The organism is Pantoea sp. C2G6 (genome assembly GCF_051336815.1).
Classification (GTDB): domain Bacteria; phylum Pseudomonadota; class Gammaproteobacteria; order Enterobacterales; family Enterobacteriaceae; genus Pantoea.
Window position 1 is genome coordinate 67,096 of sequence record NZ_JBGMNJ010000012.1, and the last position, 15,504, is coordinate 82,599.

The window sequence follows — 15,504 nt, forward strand, 5'->3', positions numbered from 1 at the left end:
CAAGGTCTGCAAAAGCGCCAGGGTGAGTAAAAAAACCGCAGAGGAGAGATTATCGGCGTCGGGTACGGTTTTTACTTAAGCATGTCAGCCACACCATCTTATAATCATGAATTCTCAACTATTCTGCTGATCTGGATTTAATTTATGACGAGGCAACACCCTTCCGTAGCTAATCTCACGCCGGTGCAGACATTGTCATGAGTACTTCCCCTCTGCTGAGCATCATTACGCCGATGTTTAATGCCGGCAGCATGTTCGACCTGTTCATGGAGTCGCTGCTGGCACAGACGCTGACCTCACTGGAGATCATCATCGTCGATGATGGTTCCACCGACGGTTCAGGCGAGCGCGCCGACTGGTATGCGCAACAGCACGCCCATATTCGCGTGATCCACCAGCCAAATGGCGGGGTGTCGCGTGCGCGCAATGCTGGTCTGGCGATTGCGCAGGGCAAATATGTCACCTTCCCGGATGCGGATGACACCATGGATGCCGCGATGTACCAGACGCTGGTGACGCTGGCGGAAACCGACGATCTGGATGCCGCGCAGTGTAACGCCGAGTGGTTTTTCAAACACAGTCAGCGGGTTAAACCGCTGATCCCTCAGGATCGGCTGCGCAGCACCCCGGTACTGAGCGGGCCTGACTGGCTCAATACCGCGCTGAAAACCCGGCGCTATATGCATGTGGTCTGGCTGGGCATTTATCGCCGGGCGCTGATTGAACAACATCAGTTGCTGTTTGAACCGGGCCTGCATCACCAGGATATTCCCTGGACCACCGAGTTTATGCTGCTGGCAAAGCGGGTGCGCTATACCGACGCGGTGCTCTATCGCTATTACATGCACGACGCCTCAATCAGCAATCGCAAGCGAACAGGCGAGCGCAACGTTGAATATCAGCGCCACTACCTGAAGATTGCGCGTCTGCTGGAGGAGCTCAACACCCGCTACCGTGACAACGTGAAAATCTACCCTTCGTTCCACTATCAGATCACGCATGAAGCGCTCAGCGTCTGCCATAGCGTACGCCGTGAACCTGACGCCAGCGCGCGACGGGCGATCATCGCCGATCTGTTCGCGACCCGGACGCACTATCGTATGTTGCGCAACGCCCGCGGGATCAAGCAGTGGTATCAGTTACTGTTATGGCTGAGCCGGCTCTATCGCTGGCGGAATAAATAACCCCTGAGGCTGGCTTTATCCTAAAATGCGTTTGCCCTACAATCGGTTCACTGAAATCTGAGAACCCTTGTTTATGGCCAGCCTGACTCCAGCAAACATCTCTCCAAAAAACATATTGCTTATTAAGCTGCGCCATCATGGCGACATGCTGCTCACCACCCCGGCTATCAACGCGCTGCATCAGCGTTATCCGCAGGCCAGCATCGATGTGCTGCTCTACCAGGAGACGCGCCCGATGCTGGAAGCCCATCCGGCCATCCGTCATTTGCATGTGATCGACCGTAAGTGGAAGCAGGAGGGCAGCTGGCGCAAACTGGGCCATGAGCGCGCCTTAATCCGCACCGTTCGTGCCGCCCACTACGACCTGGTGATCAATCTGGCTGACCAGTGGCGCGCCGCCGTAATCACCCGGCTCTCCGCCGCGCCGCTGCGCATCGGTTTCGCCTTTAAAAAACGCGACAACGCCCTGTGGCGCTTCTGCCATAACCGGCTGGTGCCGACGCACAACCACAGCAAACTGCATACGGTGGAGCAGAATATGTCAGCGCTGGCGCCGCTGGGTATCAGCAGCAGCAACGCGCGCGTATCGATGCACTACAGCGACGCGGATCGGCAGATCGTGCTGACCCGGCTGGCGGAAAACCAGGTTGCCGCGCCCTATATTGTGGTACAGCCCACCTCGCGCTGGGGGTTCAAATGCTGGGAAGAGGAGAGCGTGGCCGCCACGCTCGATCAGCTGGCGCAGCCGGACCGCAAAGTGGTGCTGACCGCCGGGCCGGACAAAAACGAGCTGGCGATGATCAACCGCATTCGCGCGCTGTGCAACTCCCCGGATGTGGTGTCGATGGCGGGTCAGTTCACCCTGCCGCAGCTGGCGGCGCTGATCGATCACGCCCGGCTGTTTATCGGCGTCGACTCCGCGCCAATGCATATGGCCGCCGCGCTGGAAACCCCCTGCATTGCGCTGTTTGGCCCGACCAAGCTGCAACACTGGCGGCCGTGGGGCGACAATAATCAGGTCATCTGGGCGGGCGATTACGGTCCGCTGCCCTCACCCGACTCTATCGACACCAAAACAGACCAGCGTTATCTCTCCGCCATTCCGGTTGAGGCTGTGGTCGCGGCGGCAAGGGGCTATCTGAATGAGTAAGTTACGGCTGGCGATTGTCCGGCAGAAATATCGCCCGGACGGCGGCGCTGAACGCTTTATCTCGCGTGCGCTGGAGGCACTGGGCAGCGAACAGCTCGATCTCAATATCATTACCCGCAGCTGGCAGGGCACGCCTAATCCCGACTGGCATCTGCATATCTGCAATCCGCCAAAGCTGGGGCGCATCTCCCGCGAACGCGGCTTTGCCCGTGCCGCCCGCGCCTGCTGGCAGCGGGAAGCGTTTGATATTGTGCAGAGTCATGAGCGTATCGCCGGATGTGACATTTTCCGCGCCGGCGATGGCGTGCATCGCGTCTGGCTGGAGCAGCGCGCCCGTCTCGTTTCACCCTGGCAGCGCCTGAGTGCCGCGATCAGCCCTTATCATCGCTATGTTTTACAGGCGGAAGCGGAGATGTTTACCTCCCCGACGCTGAAAGCGGTGATCTGTAATTCAGAGATGGTGAAGCGCGATATTCTGCGCTGTTTCCCGCTGGAGGCTGAGAAGATCCATGTGATCCATAACGCCATCGACGCCAGCCGGTTCCAGCCCGCCACGGAAGCGTCGCGCCACGCGACACGCCAGCAGCTGGCACTGCCCGACAGCGCCACCGTACTGATTTATGTCGGCTCCGGCTTTGAACGCAAAGGGCTGAAGGCGGCGATAGAGGCGCTGGCCGCCAGCGACCGGTATCTGATTGTGGTGGGTCAGGATAAGCAGTTGTCGCGCTATCAGCAGCTGGCGAATCAGCTTAACTGCCTGGATCGCCTGCGCTTTGTGGGTGTCCAGCAGGATGTGCAGCCGTTTTATCACGCGGCGGATGGCCTGCTGCTGCCCACGCTCTACGATCCGTTTCCGAACGTGGTGCTGGAGGCGATGGCGTGCGGCCTGCCGGTGATCACCAGCACCGGCTGCGGCGGGGCAGAATTTATTACCGCCGGTCAGGAAGGGTTTGTCTGTGATGCCCTGAATATCAAAGAGTTAAACCAGGCCATTCGCGCGATACCGGCACTTTCCGTCGATTCGCGCATGGGTGACGCGGCACGGCGCAGAATTGAACCTTACGGGCCGCAACGACTGGCGCACGCGCTGACTTCGCTTTATCAACAGGTACTGAAAGGCAACTGACAATGTGGGATGAGTGCATGCGGGCTTTCTGATAACATGCCGCCATCTGACTTTAATCTGTTTTTAGACGCGAACCTGTCGTAACGGTAACTATGACGACTATTTACACCGCTCTGCTCTACTTAATCCAGCCACTGATTTGGCTGCGCCTGTGGCTGCGCGGTCGTAAAGCGCCCGCCTACCGTAAACGCTGGGCAGAACGCTACGGCTATTGTGTCGGCAAAGTGAAACCCGACGGTATTGTGCTGCATTCGGTGTCGGTGGGTGAAACGCTGGCGGCGGTTCCGCTGGTGCGCGCGCTGCGTCATCGCTATCCCACGCTGCCCATCACCGTCACCACCATGACGCCGACCGGTTCTGAACGGGCGCAGTCGGCGTTTGGCAAAGATGTTCATCACGTCTATCTGCCCTACGACCTGCCCGGCTCCATCAACCGTTTTCTCGATACGGTCAATCCCAGGCTGGTGATCATCATGGAAACCGAGCTGTGGCCAAATATCATCCGCATCCTGCATCAGCGCAACATTCCGCTGGTGATCGCCAATGCCCGTCTCTCGGCACGATCGGCCAAAGGGTATCGTAAGCTGGGTAAATTCATGCGCCGGCTGTTACAGAGCATCACGCTGATTGCGGCGCAGAACGCGGAAGATGGCGACCGTTTCCTTGAGCTGGGCCTGAAACGGTCCCAGCTGGCGATTACCGGCAGCCTGAAGTTCGATATTTCCGTTACGCCGGAACTGGCGGCCAGAGCGGTCACGCTGCGTCGCCAGTGGGCACCGCGTCGCCCGGTGTGGATTGCCACCAGCACCCACGAAGGCGAAGAGGCGATTGTGCTTGATGCTCATCGCCGGTTGCTACAGTCGTTCCCGGATCTGCTGCTGATTCTGGTGCCCCGTCATCCTGAGCGCTTTAACGATGCGCGGGAGCTGACGCAGCAACGCGGCTTCAGTTACATCCTGCGCAGCAGCGGTGAGATTCCTTCTGGCTCGACCCAGGTGGTGATTGGCGACTCCATGGGCGAGCTGATGCTGCTGTATGGCATCGCCGATCTCGCGCTGGTCGGCGGCAGCCTGGTGGAACGGGGCGGGCATAACCCGCTGGAACCCGCAGCCCATGCGATTCCGGTGCTGATGGGGCCACATACCTGGAACTTCAAGGACATTTGCGGCAAGTTGCAGCAAGGCCAGGGACTGATTACCGTTACCGATGTGGTGTCGCTGGAGAAAGAGGTCACCAATCTGTTACAGGATGATGATTACCGTCGTTATTACGGACGCCACGCGGTGGACGTTCTGCACCAGAACCAGGGTGCGTTGCAGCGTCTGCTACAGTTACTCGAACCGCATCTACCCCCACGGGCCCACTAATGTCAGCACGCCAACGCCTTTCGGTGGTGATGATCGCCAAAAATGAAGCGGAACTGCTGCCCGACTGCCTGGCCTCGGTCAGCTGGGCCGATGAAATTATCGTGCTGGATTCTGGCAGCAGTGACAACAGTGTTGAGATCGCCACGCGGGCCGGGGCACAGGTCTACCGTAATGATGAGTGGCAGGGCTATGGCATCCAGCGCCAGCGCGCCCAGCACTATGCCACTGGCGACATGATTCTGATGATCGATGCGGATGAGCGCGTCACCCCTGAACTGCGTGCCGCCATTGAGCAGGTGCTGGTCGCCCCACCCAGCCGCACCATCTACAGCCTGGGGCGCAGTAATCTGTTTCTCGGTCGTTTTATGCGCCACAGCGGCTGGTATCCCGACCGCGTGATGCGTCTCTATCCGCGCACCTTCCGCTACAATGACAATCTGGTGCATGAGTCGCTACAGAGTGACGGCGCACCGATCGTGCACTTACCCGGCGATCTGCAACATCTGACCTGTCGTGATCTGATCGCGTTTCAACGCAAACAGCTCGCCTATGCCGAGGCCTGGGCTACCGAGCGCCATCAGCGCGGTAAGCGTTGCGGCCTCTTTTCTGTCTTCAGCCATACGCTGGGCGCGTTTGTGAAAACCCTGCTGCTGCGTGCCGGTTTTCTCGACGGTAAGCAGGGCTGGATTCTGGCGGTGGTTAACGCGCAATATACCTTCAATAAATATTCGGCCCTCTGGGCGCTGAATCATGCTGCGGCAAAAGGGCGAGTATGAGCACCAAAGCTATCTATCCCGGAACCTTTGATCCTGTAACGCTTGGTCATCTCGACATCGTGACACGGGCTGCGCAGATGTTTGATCAGGTTATTCTGGCGGTGGCCGCCAGCCCCGGCAAAAAACCGATGTTCACTCTGGATGAGCGGGTGGCGCTGGCAGGCGAGACGGTTGCCCATCTCTCTAACGTTGAAGTGGTGGGATTCAGTGACCTGATGGCCAATTTCGCCCGCGACCAGCAGGCGAATGTGCTGGTGCGGGGATTGCGCGCGGTGTCAGACTTTGAATATGAGATGCAGCTGGCGCAGATGAACCGTCACCTGCTGCCGACGCTGGAGAGCGTGTTCCTGATGCCGTCAGAGGGCTTTTCGTTTATCTCTTCGTCGCTGGTCAAAGAGGTGGCGCGTCACGGCGGCGACGTCACCGCCTTTCTGCCCGCGCCGGTGCATCAGGCGCTGCTGGCTAAATTAGCTTAGTGCTGGCAGTTCGGGCACCAGTAAGTGCTGCGCTGTCCATGCCTGCCGCTGGCTATCGGCGTTCCGCAGGCGCGACAGGGTTCACCCGCCCGACCATAAACCTGCAACTGCTGGGCAAAATAGCCCGGTTTACCGTCACTCTGTAAGAAGTCACGCAGCGTGGTGCCGCCCTGCTCAATCGAACGCAGCAGTACCGCTTTGATGGTGTTGACCAGCAGCTCTGCTTCGGCCTGCGACAGCTCCCCGGCCGGACGATCGGGAACGATCCCGGCGGTAAACAGTGACTCACTGGCGTAAATGTTACCCACGCCGACCACCACTTTATTATCCATCAGCCACTGCTTGATAAGCGTCCGCTTGCCGCGGGATTTCTCAAACAGATAGGCGCCGTCAAACTGGTCGCTGAGCGGCTCGGGTCCCAGATGGGCCAGTACGCTGCTGCCCGCCAGATCGCTGCTCCAGAGCCAGGCACCAAAGCGGCGAGGATCGGTATAGCGCAGCACTTTGCCGTTGCTCATCACCAGATCAACATGGTCATGCTTCGCCGCGGGCAGCTCTTCTGTCAGCACGCGCAGGCTGCCGGACATGCCGAGGTGAATGATAATCCAGCCATGCGGCAGCTCCAGCAGCAGATATTTTGCCCGGCGCTGCACGCTCAGCACCGGCTGATCGCTCAGCGCCTGGATCTCCTGCGAAACAGGCCAGCGCAAACGCGCATTACGCACCACGGCGTGAAGAATGGTTTCACCGACCAAATGCGGCTCGATACCGCGGCGGCTGGTTTCAACCTCTGGCAACTCTGGCATACCCTTCTCCTCAGCGAATTACACAAACAAAAAACCCGGCCGGAGCCGGGTTTTTAGCAGAACACTAAAATTACTTAATTTTAGCTTCTTTGTAGATCACATGCTGACGTACAACCGGATCGAACTTTTTCAGTTCCAGCTTCTCTGGTTTAGTACGTTTGTTCTTCGTGGTGGTATAGAAGTGACCTGTACCAGCAGAGGAAACCAGCTTGATCTTCTCACGAATACCTTTAGCCATGATTCAGTTCCTTAGTACCTTAGTACTTCTCACCACGGGCACGCATGTCGGCTAACACCGTATCAATGCCCTTTTTATCAATAATACGCATACCTTTTACAGATACACGCAGAGTAACGAAGCGCTTCTCGCTCTCAACCCAAAAACGGTGTGAGTGCAGGTTCGGAAGGAAACGGCGTTTCGTCGCGTTCATTGCGTGGGAACGGTTGTTACCGGTCACCGGACGCTTTCCAGTTACCTGGCAGACTCGTGACATGTCTATTCTCCAAAAATCAAATCAGCTCGAGCTTTAAAAATTAGGTTTTGGCCGCCTCGTCAGGCTTGCAGCCCGCCAGGCGAGTTCCATGGAACCCGCTAAGCTGGCCTAACCGCCAAACCCGAGATTCTCAAAGGTGGCGTAGTATACGCCGCTCAGCCCAAGTGCTCAAGTCCCGAACAGATAAAGATCCCGAATGATCGGGCAAAAAGCCGCCACCTGGCGCGAAATTTCGCAGGGTCAGAGCCATCCCCGCTCCGCAAAAGAGACATATTCGCCATGACCTATCACCAGATGATCGAGCAGGCGGATGTCGAGTAGCTGGCAGGCTTCGCTGACTTTGCAGGTGACTTCCCGGTCCGCCCGGCTCGGTTCCGACCTGCCGGAAGGGTGATTGTGCGCGAGGATTAACGCCGCGGCGTTGAGCTTTAACGCCTCCCGGACGATCTCCCTGGGATGAACCTCCACGCTGTTAATAGAGCCGGAGAACATCTGCTGTGCCCGCAGTACCCGGTGCTGATTATCCAGAAACAGCGCCATAAAGATCTCACGCTCCTGATGCGCCAGCATACTTTGCAGATACTGGCGCGTGACCTGCGGGTTTTCCATCACGCTTTCGCGAGCCAGTTTGCTGGCGAAAAAGCGCTTCGCCAGTTCAGCGACCGCATAGAGCTGCGCCAGCTTCGCCTCGCCCACACCCTTAACATCCGTGAATGCCGCTTTGCTGGCGGTCATAAGCTGATAAAGCGAGCCAAAGTCCTGCAACATCTGCCCGGCCAGGTCGAGCACATTCTGGCCCGGTGAGCCGGTGCGGAGAAACAGCGCCAGCAATTCGGTATCACTGAGCGAATGCGCTCCCAGCCTCTGAAGTTTTTCCCGCGGTCCCTTAATTTTCATCGTCGCTCTCCCTGAGATGTGTCACAGCGTGCCCCATCCGGGAGGATTACTCCATCGGCAGTGCGGCAACCTTCGAGGCGGCTCGCAAACGCAGTCAGTGAAAAGGCGCGTCAGCACTTTTGTGATAAAGTCCGTGCATTCGCCGCCGCGAGCGGCAGAGAGCTTAGTGAGGCCAACATCATGATGGGATTAGCCGGCAAAAAAATTCTTCTTGGGGTCAGCGGCGGTATTGCGGCTTACAAAGCACCTGAGCTGGTGCGTCGCCTGCGCGATCGCGGGGCCGATGTGCGGGTGATGATGACGCAGGGCGCAAAAGCGTTTATTACGCCACTCAGCCTACAGGCGGTCTCCGGCTACCCGGTGTTTGACGATCTGCTCGACCCGGCGGCGGAAGCGGCGATGGGCCATATTGAACTGGCGAAATGGGCCGATCTTATCGTGCTGGCACCGGCGACGGCCGACCTGATCGCCCGCGTCACCGCCGGTATGGCGAACGATCTGGTGACCACCGCCGTTTTAGCGACCGCCTCGCCGGTGGCGATCGTGCCCGCCATGAATCAACAGATGTATCGTGCCGCTGTCACCCAGCAGAACCTGCAAAGGCTGGAGGAGCGTGGCGTCCTGATCTGGGGGCCGGACAGCGGCAGCCAGGCCTGTGGCGATGTTGGTCCTGGCCGGATGCTCGACCCGCTGGCGATTGTTGACCACGCGGTGCAGTGGGCCTCTCCCGTCAACGATCTGCAACATCTCAACATTATGATCACCGCCGGTCCGACCCGTGAGGCGCTCGACCCGGTGCGCTACATCTCCAATCACAGCTCAGGCAAAATGGGCTTTGCGATTGCCGCCGCCGCCGCCCGCCGCGGCGCGCGCGTCACGCTGGTCAGCGGACCTGTCACGCTGCCAGCGCCAGCGGGGGTAAGGCGCATTGATGTGACTAGCGCGCTGGAGATGGAGGCGGCCGTTATGGGCGAGATAGACAAACAACATATTTTCATTGCAAGCGCAGCCGTGGCAGACTACCGGGCAGCCGGAATTGCGGCCGAAAAAATCAAGAAACAGAGCGGCGATGATGAACTCACGCTGCAACTGATAAAGAATCCCGATATTGTCGCTGGCGTCGCCGCGTTACAGCAGCACCGGCCATTCGTGGTTGGATTTGCCGCTGAAACACAGAATGTGGAAGAATACGCCCGGCAAAAACGGGTGCGCAAGAATCTGGACCTGATCTGCGCTAACGACGTCGCTAAAGCCGGACAGGGTTTCAATAGCGACACCAATGCTCTTCACCTTTTTTGGCAGGATGGAGAAAAGCGCTTACCGCTCAGCGATAAGTCTCTCCTTGGCCAACAATTATTAGACGAGATTGTCAGCCGTTATGATGAAAAAAATAGACGTTAAAATCCTGGATGCGCGGGTCGGCAAAGAGTTTCCGCTGCCGACCTACGCCACATCAGGTTCCGCTGGGTTAGATTTACGCGCCTGTATTGACGATGTTGTCGACATCGCACCAGGCACCACCACGCTGGTTCCCACCGGCCTTGCGATTCATATCGCCGATCCCGATCTCGCCGCAGTGATCCTGCCACGCTCAGGCCTGGGTCATAAACATGGCATCGTGCTGGGCAACCTGGTCGGACTGATTGACTCCGACTATCAGGGTCAGCTGATGGTCTCGGTCTGGAATCGCGGTCAGGAGAGTTTCTCACTGCAACCTGGCGATCGCATGGCACAGCTGGTCTTCGTACCCGTGGTGCAGGCGGAATTCAACCTGGTGGAAGACTTCGACGCCAGCTTGCGCGGCGAAGGCGGCTTCGGCCACTCAGGTCGCCAGTAACCCGCATTACCGACTTTCACTTACGCCCGTTATTTTTCCTCATCGCCTCAGGACGCGCTCCTGTGGCAGATGCGTAGGTGTTGCCTGTTTTAGGTGAATTTCAGGGGTTTTTAAGGTCATGGCAGAAAAAAAAGTCGCGAAGCGAAATCGTCGCGAAGAGATTTTGCAGGCGCTGGCGCAAATGCTGGAGTCGGGTGATGGCAGTCAGCGCATTACCACGGCCAAACTGGCGGCCACGGTGGGCGTATCTGAAGCGGCGCTCTACCGCCACTTTCCCAGTAAGACACGGATGTTCGATAGCCTGATTGAGTTTATCGAAGACAGTCTGATTACCCGCATCAATCTGATCCTCAAAGATGAAAAAGAGACCATGACGCGTCTGCGTCTGATCGTGCAATTAATTCTGGGATTTGGTGAGCGTAATCCGGGACTGACCCGTATTCTGACCGGCCATGCGTTGATGTTTGAGCAGGACCGTTTGCAGGGGCGAATCAATCAGCTGTTTGAGCGGATTGAAGTGCAGCTGCGTCAGGTGATGCGCGAACGGAAAATGCGTGAGGGCGACGCTTTCCAGGCGGATGAGGCGCTGCTGGCGAGCCAGCTGCTGGCCTTCTGTGAGGGCTTACTGTCGCGCTATGTCAGGTCAGAGTTTCGTTTCAGCCCGACCGCCGACTTTGAGGCACGCTGGCCGCTGATGGCGGCTCAGCTGGTATAACCGTCAGGCGGGCATCGCGCCCGCCTGCGGGTTAAATTCCGTAGGCGCTCTGATAGGCACGCACCTGCGCCAGATGATCGGCCATTGCAGGTTTCTCTTCCAGCCAGGTAATCAGGTCTGCCAGCGTAATAATCGCGGTCACTTTGCAGCCGTAATCACGTTCCACTTCCTGAATCGCCGACATCTCTCCACGTCCACGCTCCTGACGATCAAGCGAGACCAGCACGCCCGCCAGGGTCGCGTTGTGGGCACCGATAATATCCATCGACTCACGAATCGCGGTGCCAGCGGTGATCACATCGTCCACCAGCATCACTTTGCCCTGTAGCGGGCTGCCGACCAGCAGGCCACCTTCGCCGTGATCTTTCGCTTCTTTACGGTTAAAGCAGTAAGGCACATCGCGGTCATGGTGATCCGCCAGCGCCACCGCCGTGGTGGTGGCAATCGGAATACCTTTGTAGGCCGGGCCGAACAGCAGATCGAAATCGACAGCGCCATCCACCAGCGCCTGCGCGTAGAAGCGTCCCAGCAGCGCTAAATCCCGTCCGCTGTTAAACAGACCGGCGTTAAAGAAATAGGGGCTTTTACGCCCGGACTTTAAAGTGAACTCACCGAACTTCAGCACCTGCTTGTTCAGGGCGAATTCAATAAACTGACGCTGCCAGGCTTTCATTTCTCACTCCTCAAATAAAGAAAAGGCGACTCAGTGGTCGCCTGTTACATCAATTTTCCAGTGCGGCTTTCTGCGCCTGAATTAATTCCTCAATGCCACCGCGTGCCAGCGCCAGCAGCGTCAGCAACTCTTCGTGGCTGAATGGCTCGCCTTCAGCGGTGCCCTGCACCTCGATCATGCGGCCATCTTCCAGCATCACCACGTTCATGTCGGTTTCTGCGGCGGAATCTTCAACATACTCCAGATCGCACAGGGCCTCACCATTGACGATGCCGACAGAAATCGCCGCCACCATGCCTTTCATCGGGTTGGCTTTCAGCTTACCGCTGGCCACCAGCTTGTTCAGCGCATCGGCCAGCGCCACACAGGCTCCGGTGATCGATGCGGTGCGGGTGCCGCCGTCGGCCTGAATCACGTCGCAGTCGAGGGTGATGGTGAACTCGCCCAGCGCTTTCAGATCCACCGCCGCGCGCAGTGAGCGGGCGATCAGACGCTGAATCTCCAGCGTGCGGCCGCCCTGCTTGCCTTTTGCGGCTTCGCGCGCCATACGGCTGTGAGTCGAACGCGGCAGCATGCCATATTCGGCGGTGATCCACCCCTGGCCCTGGCCTTTAAGGAAACGCGGAACCCCTTCGTCTACCGAGGCAGTGCAGAGCACTTTGGTTTCGCCGAATTCCACCAGAACGGAACCCTCTGCGTGTTTGGTGTAATTGCGGGTCAATGTGACTGGACGCACCTGCTGTGCGCTACGGCCTGCTGGACGCATGGGTAATCTCCGGCTTGCTAATGATTGGCTGCGCATTATACGGACTTACGTGCCCGCTGTCTCTGCTCCCTGCCGCGACCTCATCAGGTGAAATTTGCGGCTGACTGTGGCTAAATGCGCGCTCCTTTCCTGCTGATAAAAAAGAGATATGGCCGCTATTCTTCATTTCCTGCTCGCGCTGGCGGTGATTTTCACCCTTGCGCTGCTGGTCAGTCATGACCGCAAACAGATTCGCCTGCGTTTTATTGTTCAGCTGATGGTGGTGGAAGCCGCGCTGGGCTGGTTCTTCCTTCACTCTGCCAGTGGTCTGGCGCTGGTCGGCTCGGTGGGCGGCTTCTTCGAGACGCTGCTGGGCTTTGCCGCACAGGGTACAGAGTTCGTGTTTGGCGGCATGAGCAAACAGGGACTGGCGTTTATTTTCCTTGGCGTGCTCTGCCCGATTGTCTTTATTTCGGCGCTGATCGGCATCTTACAGCACTGGCGCATCCTGCCGCTGCTGATTCGGGTGGTGGGTACGCTGCTGTCGAAGGTGAATGGCATGGGCAAGCTGGAGTCGTTTAACGCGGTCAGCACGCTGATCCTCGGTCAGTCAGAAAACTTTATCGCCTATAAAGGGATTCTGGGCGATATAGCGCCTCGCCGGCTTTACACCATGGCCGCGACCGCGATGTCGACCGTTTCGCTGTCGATTGTTGGCGCCTACATGTCGATGATTGAAGCAAAGTATGTGGTGGCGGCGCTGCTGCTTAACATGTTCAGCACCTTTATTATCCTGTCGATTATCAATCCGATGAACAGCCAGGATGAGCAGCCTGTGGCGCTGGATAAATTGCATGAAGAGCAAAGTTTCTTCGAGATGCTCGGCGAATATATTCTGGCGGGCTTTAAAGTCGCGATGATCATTCTGGCGATGCTGATCGGTTTTATCGCGCTGATTGCCGCGGTGAACGCGCTGTTTGCCACGATTTTTGGCTATAGCTTTCAGCAGCTGCTCGGCTATCTGTTCTATCCCTTCGCCTGGCTGATTGGGATTCCTAAGGCGGATGCGTTGCAGGCGGCCAGCATCATGGCGACCAAGCTGGTGGCGAATGAGTTTGTGGCGATGATTGAGCTTCAGAAAGTCGCGGCGGGCATGAGCGCGCGTGGGCTGGGCATTCTGTCAGTATTTCTGGTCTCTTTCGCTAACTTCGCCTCGATCGGCATCGTGGCGGGAGCGATTAAAGGCCTGAATGAGAAACAGGGAAATGTGATTTCCCGGTTTGGCTGGAAGCTGGTCTATGGCTCCACGCTGGTGAGCCTGCTGTCGGCGACCTTTGCCGGACTCTTTATCTGATTCGACGGCGGCACTTCTGCCGCCGTCACTCCTGCTAGAATCCGACGCAGACGGGCGCATCCACCCGCATCACCGACTCCTGACCAAAGCGTTTTTTATAGAGGTTGCGTAACGCCTCGATGTTATCGTTGGTCGCCGGATCGATGTCGTGGATCAACATTAAGGCTTTGCTGTTTTCGCGGGCCAGCTGACCTTTTTCGCCCAGCCATTGACCTCTGGCGTCATAGACCGACAGCCCGGCTTTAAAGCGCGGCGTCACTTCGTTGTCCACGAAGTTCATCCAGTCCAGCGAACTGACCGTGCCGCCCTGGGGCTTGCTCAGTCCAAACCACAGCGTGGTCTGCATCATCATTTCACCCCCGGCACAAACAGGATGCGGTTTCGTCGGCGGCGAGTGTCTCGCCTGGCAACCGGCCAGCAGCAAGGCCAGCGCAACAGAAAGAGCAATAACGCGAGACATAGATCGATAATCCTCACATAACGGGTCAGTGGTCATCATAGGTGGCTGTCGCGCAAAGCGGAAATGGTTCGTTATCTCATTGTGAGACGCTTATGCCTGTTATGCGGTGGCGCGCCTCGCTATACTTCCCCCATCTTTCCGAAAATGAGTACCGCTTATGATCCGCAGTATGACTGCTTATGCCCGCCGCGAAGCCAAAGGCGAATGGGGCAGCGCCGCCTGGGAGCTACGTTCCGTGAACCAGCGTTATCTGGAAACCTACATCCGCCTGCCGGAACAGTTTCGTGGGCTGGAGCCGGTTATCCGCGAGCGCATTCGCCAGCGACTGACGCGCGGTAAAATTGAGTGCAACCTGCGTTTTGATGCCGATCCCAGTGCTCAGGGCGAGCTGATGCTGAACGAAACCCTGGCGAAGCAGCTGGTGCAGGCCGCCAACTGGGTGAAGATGCAGAGCGACGAAGGCGCGATTAATCCGCTGGATATTCTGCGCTGGCCGGGCGTGATGTCGGCGGCAGAGCAGGATCTGGATGCGATCAACACCCAGCTGTTACAGGCACTGGACGGTGCGCTGGATGATTTCATTGCGGCGCGCGAAAGCGAAGGCACCGCGCTGAAAGCGATGATTGAGCAGCGTCTGGAAGGTGTCTCGCAGGAAGTGAGCAAAGTGCGCGCGCAGATGCCGGAAGTGATCAAATGGCAGCGTGAGCGCCTGGTCGCCAAACTGGAAGATGCGGAAGTGCAGCTGGAAAATAATCGCCTTGAGCAGGAACTGGTGATGATGGCGCAGCGTGTTGACGTCGCCGAAGAGCTGGACCGCCTGGATGCGCACGTCAAAGAGACTTACAACATCCTGAAAAAGAAAGAGGCGGTTGGCCGTCGTCTGGACTTTATGATGCAGGAGTTCAACCGTGAGTCGAACACGCTGGCGTCAAAGTCGATCAACGCCGAAATCACGACATCTGCCATTGAGCTGAAAGTACTGATTGAGCAGATGCGCGAGCAGATTCAGAATATTGAGTAAGTTCTCACCCACTTTCGAATAATGTCACATTACTAATAAAACCCGTAAATTACGGGTTTTATTATCTCATCAAGAATCATCATTTCTCGCAAAACCTCCCGCTTTTAATTTTTCAACTAATGTACCAATTAACCTTTTGACCGTTATCGGTTTGGCACAAACAGGCAGAATAGGAAGGCTAACAGACATACAGATAAAAGCCTGATTCAAGTCTCAGGAACGCTTTGAAGGACACTCTGACGGGAACGGATTATAACTTTGCTACCGCAAAGAGTTCTCAATACCCAAATGGCGTTTTCGCTACAGCTACAAAGGCAAAGCGCGTGCGATGTGGATTGGTTGGTTTGGGGATCTATCCTTAGCAAAAGCTCATGAATGGGCCAAAGAGCTATCGGCAAGAATTTATCGCCAAAGCCTGGCGGT

18 protein-coding genes and 1 pseudogene are annotated in these 15,504 nt (G+C 57.3%); 12 read left to right on the top strand and 7 right to left on the bottom strand.

Features of this window, described 5'->3' with window-relative positions:
- Positions 1–197 precede the first annotated feature (197 nt).
- The 6 genes from ACCW71_RS15535 to coaD all read left to right on the top strand — a co-directional run bounded on the left by ACCW71_RS15535 (position 198) and on the right by coaD (position 6,079).
- Positions 198–1,184: a glycosyltransferase gene (locus tag ACCW71_RS15535; RefSeq protein WP_436372889.1), complete on the top strand. Its 987-nt coding sequence runs from the start codon at positions 198–200 to the stop codon at positions 1,182–1,184.
- 73 nt (positions 1,185–1,257) lie between these two features.
- The gene (gene rfaQ, locus ACCW71_RS15540; protein ID WP_436372891.1) at positions 1,258–2,334 is read left to right on the top strand and encodes a putative lipopolysaccharide heptosyltransferase III; all 1,077 of its coding nucleotides are present in this window, start codon (positions 1,258–1,260) and stop codon (positions 2,332–2,334) included.
- Entirely contained in the window at positions 2,327–3,460 is a 1,134-nt protein-coding gene (locus ACCW71_RS15545; RefSeq protein WP_436372894.1) for a glycosyltransferase family 4 protein, read from the top strand. The genes rfaQ and ACCW71_RS15545 overlap by 8 nt, the downstream gene beginning before the upstream one ends.
- Before the next feature lie 92 nt (positions 3,461–3,552).
- Positions 3,553–4,827, top strand: a complete 1,275-nt coding sequence (gene waaA, locus ACCW71_RS15550) for a lipid IV(A) 3-deoxy-D-manno-octulosonic acid transferase (protein WP_436372896.1) — start codon at positions 3,553–3,555, stop codon at positions 4,825–4,827.
- Positions 4,827–5,603, top strand: coding sequence for a glycosyltransferase family 2 protein (locus tag ACCW71_RS15555; RefSeq protein WP_436372899.1), 777 nt, complete (start codon positions 4,827–4,829; stop codon positions 5,601–5,603). The genes waaA and ACCW71_RS15555 overlap by 1 nt, the downstream gene beginning before the upstream one ends.
- Positions 5,600–6,079: a pantetheine-phosphate adenylyltransferase gene (coaD, locus tag ACCW71_RS15560; protein WP_436372902.1), complete on the top strand. Its 480-nt coding sequence runs from the start codon at positions 5,600–5,602 to the stop codon at positions 6,077–6,079. Before ACCW71_RS15555 ends, coaD begins: the two co-directional genes overlap by 4 nt.
- Here coaD and mutM read toward each other — a convergent pair.
- The 4 genes from mutM to radC all read right to left on the bottom strand — a co-directional run bounded on the left by mutM (position 6,076) and on the right by radC (position 8,276).
- Entirely contained in the window at positions 6,076–6,885 is an 810-nt protein-coding gene (mutM, locus tag ACCW71_RS15565; protein WP_436372905.1) for a bifunctional DNA-formamidopyrimidine glycosylase/DNA-(apurinic or apyrimidinic site) lyase, read from the bottom strand. The two genes, coaD and mutM, sit on opposite strands and share 4 nt — an antisense overlap.
- A gap of 70 nt (positions 6,886–6,955) precedes the next feature.
- The gene (gene rpmG, locus ACCW71_RS15570) at positions 6,956–7,123 is read right to left on the bottom strand and encodes a 50S ribosomal protein L33 (RefSeq protein WP_001051798.1); all 168 of its coding nucleotides are present in this window, start codon (positions 7,121–7,123) and stop codon (positions 6,956–6,958) included.
- Positions 7,124–7,142: 19 nt separating this feature from the next.
- Positions 7,143–7,379: a 50S ribosomal protein L28 gene (gene rpmB / locus ACCW71_RS15575; RefSeq protein ID WP_006121249.1), complete on the bottom strand. Its 237-nt coding sequence runs from the start codon at positions 7,377–7,379 to the stop codon at positions 7,143–7,145.
- A gap of 240 nt (positions 7,380–7,619) precedes the next feature.
- A complete protein-coding gene (gene radC, locus ACCW71_RS15580; protein ID WP_436372908.1) occupies positions 7,620–8,276 on the bottom strand; it encodes a RadC family protein in 657 nt (218 codons plus the stop codon).
- A gap of 180 nt (positions 8,277–8,456) precedes the next feature.
- Here radC and coaBC point away from each other — a divergent pair, with 180 nt between their 5' ends.
- From coaBC to slmA, 3 genes are all read left to right on the top strand, one after another.
- Complete coding sequence (gene coaBC / locus ACCW71_RS15585) at positions 8,457–9,677, top strand: bifunctional phosphopantothenoylcysteine decarboxylase/phosphopantothenate--cysteine ligase CoaBC (protein WP_436372910.1); 1,221 nt, start codon at positions 8,457–8,459, stop codon at positions 9,675–9,677.
- The gene (gene dut / locus ACCW71_RS15590; protein ID WP_436372913.1) at positions 9,655–10,113 is read left to right on the top strand and encodes a dUTP diphosphatase; all 459 of its coding nucleotides are present in this window, start codon (positions 9,655–9,657) and stop codon (positions 10,111–10,113) included. Before coaBC ends, dut begins: the two co-directional genes overlap by 23 nt.
- A 118-nt stretch (positions 10,114–10,231) precedes the next feature.
- Positions 10,232–10,828, top strand: coding sequence for a nucleoid occlusion factor SlmA (slmA, locus tag ACCW71_RS15595; RefSeq protein WP_436372915.1), 597 nt, complete (start codon positions 10,232–10,234; stop codon positions 10,826–10,828).
- A 31-nt stretch (positions 10,829–10,859) separates the two neighbouring features.
- Here slmA and pyrE read toward each other — a convergent pair whose 3' ends face one another.
- A complete protein-coding gene (gene pyrE / locus ACCW71_RS15600; RefSeq protein ID WP_436372918.1) occupies positions 10,860–11,501 on the bottom strand; it encodes an orotate phosphoribosyltransferase in 642 nt (213 codons plus the stop codon).
- Positions 11,502–11,550: 49 nt separating this feature from the next.
- The gene (rph, locus tag ACCW71_RS15605) at positions 11,551–12,267 is read right to left on the bottom strand and encodes a ribonuclease PH (protein ID WP_436372921.1); all 717 of its coding nucleotides are present in this window, start codon (positions 12,265–12,267) and stop codon (positions 11,551–11,553) included.
- A 148-nt stretch (positions 12,268–12,415) separates the two neighbouring features.
- Between rph and ACCW71_RS15610 the strand changes: the two genes are divergently transcribed.
- Positions 12,416–13,600: a NupC/NupG family nucleoside CNT transporter gene (locus tag ACCW71_RS15610; protein WP_436372924.1), complete on the top strand. Its 1,185-nt coding sequence runs from the start codon at positions 12,416–12,418 to the stop codon at positions 13,598–13,600.
- Positions 13,601–13,634: 34 nt separating this feature from the next.
- Here ACCW71_RS15610 and ACCW71_RS15615 read toward each other — a convergent pair whose 3' ends face one another.
- Positions 13,635–14,060 (bottom strand): DUF3574 domain-containing protein, encoded by a 426-nt coding sequence (locus ACCW71_RS15615; RefSeq protein WP_436372926.1) that lies wholly within the window; start codon positions 14,058–14,060, stop codon positions 13,635–13,637.
- A gap of 157 nt (positions 14,061–14,217) precedes the next feature.
- Between ACCW71_RS15615 and ACCW71_RS15620 the strand changes: the two genes are divergently transcribed.
- On the top strand, positions 14,218–15,081 hold the full coding sequence (locus tag ACCW71_RS15620; RefSeq protein ID WP_436372929.1) for a YicC/YloC family endoribonuclease: 864 nt from the start codon (positions 14,218–14,220) through the stop codon (positions 15,079–15,081).
- A 169-nt stretch (positions 15,082–15,250) separates the two neighbouring features.
- Positions 15,251–15,484: pseudogene (locus ACCW71_RS15625) on the top strand (Arm DNA-binding domain-containing protein); the annotation flags it as partial.
- Positions 15,485–15,504 lie beyond the last annotated feature (20 nt).